The following is a 7,384-nucleotide window of genomic DNA, read 5'->3' as shown; positions in this document are numbered from 1 at the left end:
GAAGTACTGCTGTTGGTAGATGTCGGACAGTTCCGCGTACCAGACGCCGACCTGAGTGCGTTTCTCGTTGAAGGCGTATTCGCCGCCGCCGAAGTTGAAACGGTCGGAGGTGAACGCACCGCGGCCGTTCATCGACATGTCTTCCATGCTCGCGTCGTTACGCGGGCTGTTGCCACGGAACTGGCCGCCGTAGAGGCTCAGGCCGTTGATTTCGGTGGACGTCACCTGGCCGCCACGGAAGGTTTGCGGCAGGGAACGACCGTCGTCGGAACGCAGGATCGGCAGCACCGGCATCCATTCGCCGACCTTCAGTTCAGTCTTCGAGACCTTGGCCTTGAGGGCCACGCCGAGGCGACCGAAGTCGTCGGCGGGGCGACCGTCGTCATGCACCGGCAATAGGGACGTGTTCGCCGTGCCACGGCCGCCGTCGAGCTTGACCGAGTAGATCCCCAGCACATCCACGCCGAAACCGACTGTGCCCTGGGTGAAACCGGACTTGGCGTCGAGGATGAAACTCTGGGTCCATTCTTCGGCTTTGCCTTGGGCGTTGTTCGGGTTGGTGAAGTTGCGGTTGATGTAGAAATTGCGCAGGTTCAACGTAGCCTTGGCGTCATCGACGAAGCCTTCGGCGCTGGCGGTCATCGGCAGAAACGCGGCAAGGCTGCTGCAACCGAGCAGGACCAGGGCGGGGCTGGTGTTGCGAAGAGTACGGCGGTTTGGACGATGGTTGGGCGAAAAACGGACACGTGTGCTCACTATGGCGCTCCCTTACTTTTTGTTGTTTTTATTTGTCATACGTCGTCGTACAACATGGGGTGGATTATTTGGAAGCGGCTGCTCGTTGTCAACTGGCCATTATCGGAATTATCCAACTCGGGCGTGCTTCAAAATGAGGCGGTGCAACGGCTTTCGTCGGTGGAGGTCAAGATCGAAGGCGGTGGAGCCGGGTAAATCCGGGATTTGAGAATAGTGGGGAGGATGCTCAGTTGTGCGATGACTGGTCTAAGACATTAGTCGAATGCCCCCGATCGGAAGGCTTAAGCGGCTCTTGTGGCGAGGGAGCTTGCTCCCGCTGGACTGCGCAGCAGGCCCAGGTTCTTTGTTTCAGCACAAATTTTTGGGGCGGCTTCGCCACCCAGCGGGAGCAAGCTCCCTCGCCACAAGGGGTGTGTTGTTAGCTCTGTTTCCAGTCCAAACAGGCCTGTGTTTATTCATAGGTAGGATCGTTCGGGATCGGGCTACGTTGTCTTGCGCCGTTACCTACAACTGCGCCAGAATCCGCCGGCTTGTGCGCCTTGGGCCAGGGCTCTATCGTTTCCGGGTCGCTGATTGAATCAGCGATCGGGTTTGGTAGCCCAGGTATCGGTGCATAGCGTCATCTCTTGCAAGTGCAATCCTACACTTCGCTTTTTGGTGGCCATGCGCAGGGCCTCTTCGGAGGCGCCGGCTCCGATGCCCGGTCTACCAACCTTCGTATGGCCGCCACCCTAATTCGTTTGGTAGCGAAAGGGATGTTGGCTCCCTTTTAAATGCATCGGAGCTTCATCTATGTTCAAAGTAACCCCCAACCCACCGGATACAGATCCATCCAGCTCAAAAGCGTTCGACAAAGCCGCCGACCGCATCCTTGACTCCTACCTCAAGCCCAAACCCAGCAAACCCGAGGCCGAGCCCGGCCAGCTGTTCACCGTCGTCAACGGCGTCGACACCGAAACCCTGCTCGCCAACCTCAGCGAAAACCTGGCCTCGGCCAATGCCATGGTCAATGACCTGGCCTTCGACCTGGAAGGTCCGAGGCGCCACATTGCCCTGGGCACAGCAATTGATCGAACTGAGCACAATGTTGGCGAACCGCGCGCTGGATAACGTCGAAGCACGGCAGTCGACATAGCGCAAAACCCGCTTTTGTGGCGAGGGAGCTTGCTCCCGCTGGGTTCTGTAGGAGCTGGCGAAGCCTGCGATCTTTTGATCTTGATCTTGATCTTTCGCTTGCGACTCAATTGTCTGGGGCAAGATCGCAGCCTCGTTGCACTCGACAGCTCCTACAGAGCCGAGCGGGAGCAAGCTCCCTCGCCACAAAAGCCTTCCCGCAGGGATCCCCGGTGTTTTCAAGAGTGGGCGAATGCTAGTCTTGATCAACGCTGTTGCCAGGGAGCCCTCATGGGCAATCACAAGATCGAGATTCGTCGCAGTAACGTCGAGAAAATCCTGTTGGCCGCCGAGAAAGTCTTTGCCGAGAAAGGTTTCGGCAGCACCGCCATGGCCGACATCGCCGCCGAAGTGCAATTGCCGCGTTCCAACCTGCATTACTACTTCAGCACCAAGAGCGAACTGTACAGCGCCGTGCTGTTCGACCTGCTGGAAGTCTGGAAACAGGACGCCTTGTGCTTCGAAATGTTCGACGACCCGCGGGTGGTGCTCAGCAGCTACATCCGCGCCAAGATGAACCACTCCCGCAGTCGGCCCTACGGCTCCAAGGTCTGGGCCAACGAGATCATCCACGGCGCCCCGACCCTGGGCCAGGCGCTGGACGCCAGCCTCTATGACTGGGCCAAGATGAAGGAAGCGAAAATCCACCAGTGGGTGGAGGACAAACGCATCCTGCCGGTGGAGCCTTCAAGCCTGCTCTACATGATCTGGGCCTCGACCCAGCACTACGCCGACTTCGACCATCAGATCAACATCCTCAACGACCACCAGCCGCTGTCTGACATGCAGTTCGAACGGGCGGTGCAGACGGTGACCAGTGTGATTTTGCGGGGGATTGGGTTGGAGCCTTGAGGTTTGTGTGGGAGCTGATGGCCCCTTCGCGAGCAGGCTCGCTCCCACAGGGGATCGGTGGTGGACACAAAATTTGTATTCACCACAAATCCAATGTGGGAGCGAGCCTGCTCGCGATGACGGTAGCCCAGGCACCTCAACTTTCAAGCAGTGACATGATAGGGATTCCTCGGATCATGATTCCAATCCAGAAACGGCTTGCCGGTGTCCACCGTCACCATCTCGATGCAGTCCTGCACCGGGCAGGTGATCTGGCACAGGTTACAGCCCACGCATTCGTCGTCGATCACCTCATACACATGGGTGCCGTCCGCCTGCTTGAGGCTGGCGATGGCCTGGTGTGAGGTGTCTTCGCAGGCGATGTGGCAGCGCCCGCAACCGATGCAGGCCTCTTGATCGATCTTGGCGATGACCTGGTAGTTGATGTCCAGGTACTTCCAGTCGGTGGTGTTGCCCACCGCGCGACCGGAGAACGCCTGCAGGTTGGCGTGACCCTGGCTGTCCATCCAGCGTGACAGGCCGTCCTTCATCTCTTCGACGATGCGAAAACCATGCAGCATCGCCGCCGTGCAGACCTGCACCGCGCCGCTGCCCAGGGCGATGAATTCCGCGGCGTCGCGCCAACTGCCGATGCCGCCGATGCCGCAGATCGGCAAGCCCCGGGTCTGCGGGTCGCGGGCGATTTCCGCGACCATGTTCAGCGCGATCGGCTTGACCGCCGAACCGCAGTAACCGCCGTGGGTGCTCTGGCTGCCGACGCTGGGCAGGGCGACCATGCGGTCCAGGTCGACGCTGGTGATGGAGTTGATGGTGTTGATCAACGACACCGCATCCGCACCACCCCGATGGGCCGCGCGGGCGGCGACGCGGATGTCGGTGATGTTCGGCGTGAGCTTGACGATCACCGGCAGCGAGCAGTAGGTCTTGCACCAGCGGGTCACTTGCTCGACGTATTCGGGCACCTGGCCGACCGCCGCGCCCATGCCCCGTTCCGGCATGCCGTGGGGGCAGCCGAAGTTCAGCTCGATGCCGTCGGCGCCGGTGGCTTCCACCAGGGGCAGGATGTTCTTCCAGGACTCTTCGACGCAGGGCACCATTAGTGAGACGATCAACGCCCGGTCTGGCCAGTCCTTCTTCACCTGGGTGATTTCCCGCAGGTTGATCTCCAGCGAACGGTCGGTGATCAGCTCGATGTTGTTGATGCCCAACACCTCGCGATTGGCCCCGTAGTGGGCCGAGTAGCGCGATGACACGTTCACCGCCGCCGGATCCTCACCGAGGGTTTTCCAGACCACGCCACCCCAGCCGGCCTCGAAGGCACGGACGACGTTGTAGGCCTTGTCGGTGGGCGGCGCGGAGGCCAGCCAGAACGGATTGGGGGCTTTGATGCCAGCGAAGACAATCGACAGATCGGCCATTTACGCAGCCTCCACGTTGAGCATCAGTTGAGCGTTGATCGCCTCGGCGGCGAGCTTGCCGTGCTGCACGGCCTGCACGGTGAGGTCCTGGTCGAGGCTGGTGCAATCGCCGCCGGCGTAGACCCCGGGAACACTGGTGCGCAGGTGTTCGTCCACCAGAATCCGCCCGTCCTGGCGCTTGAGTTCCCGGGCCAGTGGGTCCACCAGCGCGCTGTCGTCGAAGGCTTGGCCGATGGCTTTGAAAATGGCGTCGGCGGGCAGGTCGAAGGTCTCGGCGCCGATGACCAGTCGGCCGTTTTCCAGGTGGGTACGGGAAAAGCGCATGCCGCACACGTGCCCGGCGTCATCGAGCAACACCTGTTGCGGTTGGGCCCAGGTCAGCAGGCGCACCTGATTGGCCTTGGCGATGTCTTGCTCATGCAAGGTCGCGCCCATGTCTTCCAGGCCCCGACGGTAGACCAGGTTGACGTCCCGGGCGCCGAGGCGAGCCATCTGCACGGCCATGTCGATGGCGGTGTTGCCGGCACCGAGGACGATGCAACGGTCGGCCACGGGCAACTGGCTGAGGTCGTCGGCCTGGCGCAGTTCGCGGATGTACTCGGTGGCGGCCAGCAGCCCCGGTGCCTGTTCGTCGCTCAGGCCCAGTTGTTTGCTGGCGGCCAGGCCGAGGCCGAGGAATACCGCGTCGAATTGTTGATGCAAGTCGCTCAGGCTCAGGTTTTCGCCGAGTCTCTGACCGTGACGGATTTCGATGCCGCCGATGCCCAGCAGGAAGTCCAGTTCACGTTGGGCGTAGTCGTCCACCAGTTTGTACTTGGCGATCCCATATTCGTTGAGGCCGCCGGCCTTGTCGCGGGCTTCGAAAATCACCACGTCATGGCCGTGCATCGCACTGCGGTGGGCGCACGACAACCCCGCCGGCCCGGCCCCGACCACGGCGATGCGCTTGCCGGTGGTGGCGGCCCGTTGGAACGGGTGGCCGCTGAAGTGGGCGTTATCCACCGCATAGCGTTGCAGCGAGCCGATCAACACCGGCGCGCATTCATGGGCGTTGTTGCGCACGCAGGCCTGTTGGCACAGCACCTCCGTGGGGCAGACCCGGGCGCAACTGCCCCCGAGGATGTTGGCCGAGAGGATTTTCTGCGCCGCGCCTTGGACATTGTCCTGATGGATGTTGCGAATGAACGAAGGAATATCGATCTCGCTGGGACAGGCGTTCACGCAGGGCGCGTCGTAGCAGTACAGGCAACGGGACGCTTCCAGGTGGGCCTGGCGCGCGTTGAGCGGCGGCGCCAGGTCGCTGAAGCGGGCGGCGAGGGTGGCCGGGTCTTCCTGGGAATGGGGGAGGTGACTCAAGGGCTGGATCATGGAATGGGCCTCACGGTGTTTGAGGTGCTGCCTCTGGTGGGCAGTGGTTTTTTTCGGTCGCCTTGATCGTTCCCACGCTCCGCGTGGGAATGCAGCCCGGGACGCTCTGCGTCCCAAAGCGGAACGCGGAGCGTCCCCAGAGGCATTCCCACGCAGAGCGTGGGAACGATCCTGGGGTCAGCGTTTCACGGCCGTTGGCCGATTCAGCTCCGCCCGCTTACTCAACAAATCGAACACCGCCGGATACGCCGGCCGTTCGATGTAGCGCCCGGCGCCGCGTTCGGCCCGCAGGTCGCCGTCGGCCCACACCAGCCGACCCTGGCTGATGGTGTGGCTGGGCACGCCGCGCACGGTCTTGCCCTCGAAGATGTTGAAGTCCACTTGCTGATGGTGGGTCTTGGCTGAAATCGTCCGGCTACCCTGGGGATCCCAGAGCACCAGGTCGGCATCGGCACCAACGCGGATCGCCCCCTTGCGAGGGTAGAGGTTGAAGATTTTCGCGGTGTTGGTGGAGGTCAGGGCGACGAAATCCTGCATCGACAATTTGCCGCTGTTGACCCCCTCGTCCCAAAGCACCGCCATGCGGTCTTCGATGCCGGCGGTGCCGTTGGGGATCTTGCTGAAGTCGTCACGCCCGGCGGCTTTCTGTTCGGCGCAGAAACAGCAATGGTCGGTGGCGGTGGTGTGCAGGTTGCCGGATTGCAGGCCGTGCCAGAGTGCCTCTTGATGCCCCCGTGGGCGGAAGGGTGGGCTCATTACGTAGCCGGCGGCGGTCTGCCAGTCGGGATCGCGATAAACACTGTCGTCCAGCAGCAGGTGCCCGGCCAGTACTTCACCGTAGACCGGTTGGCCTTTGCTCCGGGCGTAGGTGATTTCGTCCAGGGCTTCTTTGGTGGACACGTGCACCAGGTACAGTGGCGTGCCCAGGGTTTCGGCGATGCGGATGGCGCGGCTCGCGGCTTCGCCTTCCACTTGCGAGGGCCGCGACAGCGGATGGGCTTCGGGGCCGGTGATGCCCTGGGCCAGCAGCTTGCGTTGCAGGTGGTAGACCAGTTCGCCGTTTTCGGCGTGCACGGTGGGCACCGCGCCCAGTTCCAGGCAGCGCTCGAAGCTCGCCACCAAGGTGTCGTCGGCGGCCATGATCGCGTTCTTGTAGGCCATGAAATGCTTGAAGCTGTTCACGCCATGATGGCTGACCAGCTCGGCCATTTCTTCACGGACCTGCTCGCTCCACCAAGTGATCGCTACATGGAAACCGTAGTCGCTGGCGCTTTTCTCGGCCCAGCCGCGCCATTGATGAAAGGCTTCCATCAGCGACTGCTGGGGGTTGGGAATCACGAAGTCGATGATCGAGGTGGTGCCCCCGGCGAGGCCCGCCGCCGTGCCACTGAAAAAGTCTTCACTGGCGACCGTGCCCATGAACGGCAACTGCATGTGCGTATGGGGATCGATGCCGCCGGGCATCAGGTATTGACCGCTGCCATCGAGCACTTCGACAACGGCCGGAACATCCAGGTTGTCACCAATGGCCTTGATCACGCCGTCGGCGCAAAACACATCGGCGCGATAACTTTCATCATGGGTAATAACGGTGGCGCCACGGATCAACAGAGACATTCCGAGTTCCTCGCAGGCATGACCGACTGTTGCCGGTTCTTTATGTTTTATCCATCACGGTAGGTAAAGTCGTGCCGGTTTATATTCTTGTCACGACTGTCAGGATTAGACGCTAGCTGGAGTTATCGAAATGAGCAAGATTATTTTTTATAAGCTTATTCGTTAATTAACCTATTGAAATTTAACGATTAATTTACAAC

Annotated in this window: 5 protein-coding genes and 1 pseudogene; 2 read left to right on the top strand and 4 right to left on the bottom strand. The window is 61.2% G+C overall.

Features of this window, described 5'->3' with window-relative positions:
• The coding region (locus tag AD659_RS15660; protein ID WP_428838853.1) for an OprD family outer membrane porin at positions 1 to 642 on the bottom strand (642 nt) is incomplete at its 3' end.
• Between the two features lie 906 nt (positions 643 to 1,548).
• Here AD659_RS15660 and AD659_RS15655 point away from each other — a divergent pair.
• Both AD659_RS15655 and AD659_RS15650 read left to right on the top strand, forming a co-directional pair.
• Positions 1,549 to 1,891 (top strand): annotated as a pseudogene (locus AD659_RS15655) (DUF6124 family protein).
• A gap of 269 nt (positions 1,892 to 2,160) precedes the next feature.
• A complete protein-coding gene (locus AD659_RS15650; protein WP_053122843.1) occupies positions 2,161 to 2,781 on the top strand; it encodes a TetR/AcrR family transcriptional regulator in 621 nt (206 codons plus the stop codon).
• 143 nt (positions 2,782 to 2,924) lie between these two features.
• On the opposite strand, the gene preA is transcribed toward AD659_RS15650, so the two are convergent.
• The 3 genes from preA to hydA form a co-directional block, all read right to left on the bottom strand.
• Positions 2,925 to 4,199: an NAD-dependent dihydropyrimidine dehydrogenase subunit PreA gene (gene preA / locus AD659_RS15645; protein ID WP_053122841.1), complete on the bottom strand. Its 1,275-nt coding sequence runs from the start codon at positions 4,197 to 4,199 to the stop codon at positions 2,925 to 2,927.
• A complete protein-coding gene (locus AD659_RS15640; RefSeq protein WP_053122839.1) occupies positions 4,200 to 5,567 on the bottom strand; it encodes an NAD(P)-dependent oxidoreductase in 1,368 nt (455 codons plus the stop codon). It abuts the gene before it with no gap.
• Positions 5,568 to 5,744: 177 nt separating this feature from the next.
• Positions 5,745 to 7,184, bottom strand: coding sequence for a dihydropyrimidinase (gene hydA / locus AD659_RS15635; RefSeq protein ID WP_053122837.1), 1,440 nt, complete (start codon positions 7,182 to 7,184; stop codon positions 5,745 to 5,747).
• Between the last annotated feature and the right edge of the window lie 200 nt (positions 7,185 to 7,384).

The organism is Pseudomonas thivervalensis, assembly GCF_001269655.1.
GTDB classification, from domain to species: Bacteria; Pseudomonadota; Gammaproteobacteria; order Pseudomonadales; family Pseudomonadaceae; genus Aquipseudomonas; species Aquipseudomonas thivervalensis.
This window is presented reverse-complemented; position numbering and strand designations above follow the sequence as displayed.

Excerpts from the sequence above, each read along its gene's own strand:
- AD659_RS15650 (WP_053122843.1), top strand. The coding sequence starts at position 2,161 with ATGGGCAATCACAAGATCGAGATTCGTCGCAGTAACGTCGAGAAAATC.
- preA (WP_053122841.1), bottom strand. The coding sequence starts at position 4,199 with ATGGCCGATCTGTCGATTGTCTTCGCTGGCATCAAAGCCCCCAATCCG.
- AD659_RS15640 (WP_053122839.1), bottom strand. The coding sequence starts at position 5,567 with ATGATCCAGCCCTTGAGTCACCTCCCCCATTCCCAGGAAGACCCGGCC.
- hydA (WP_053122837.1), bottom strand. The coding sequence starts at position 7,184 with ATGTCTCTGTTGATCCGTGGCGCCACCGTTATTACCCATGATGAAAGT.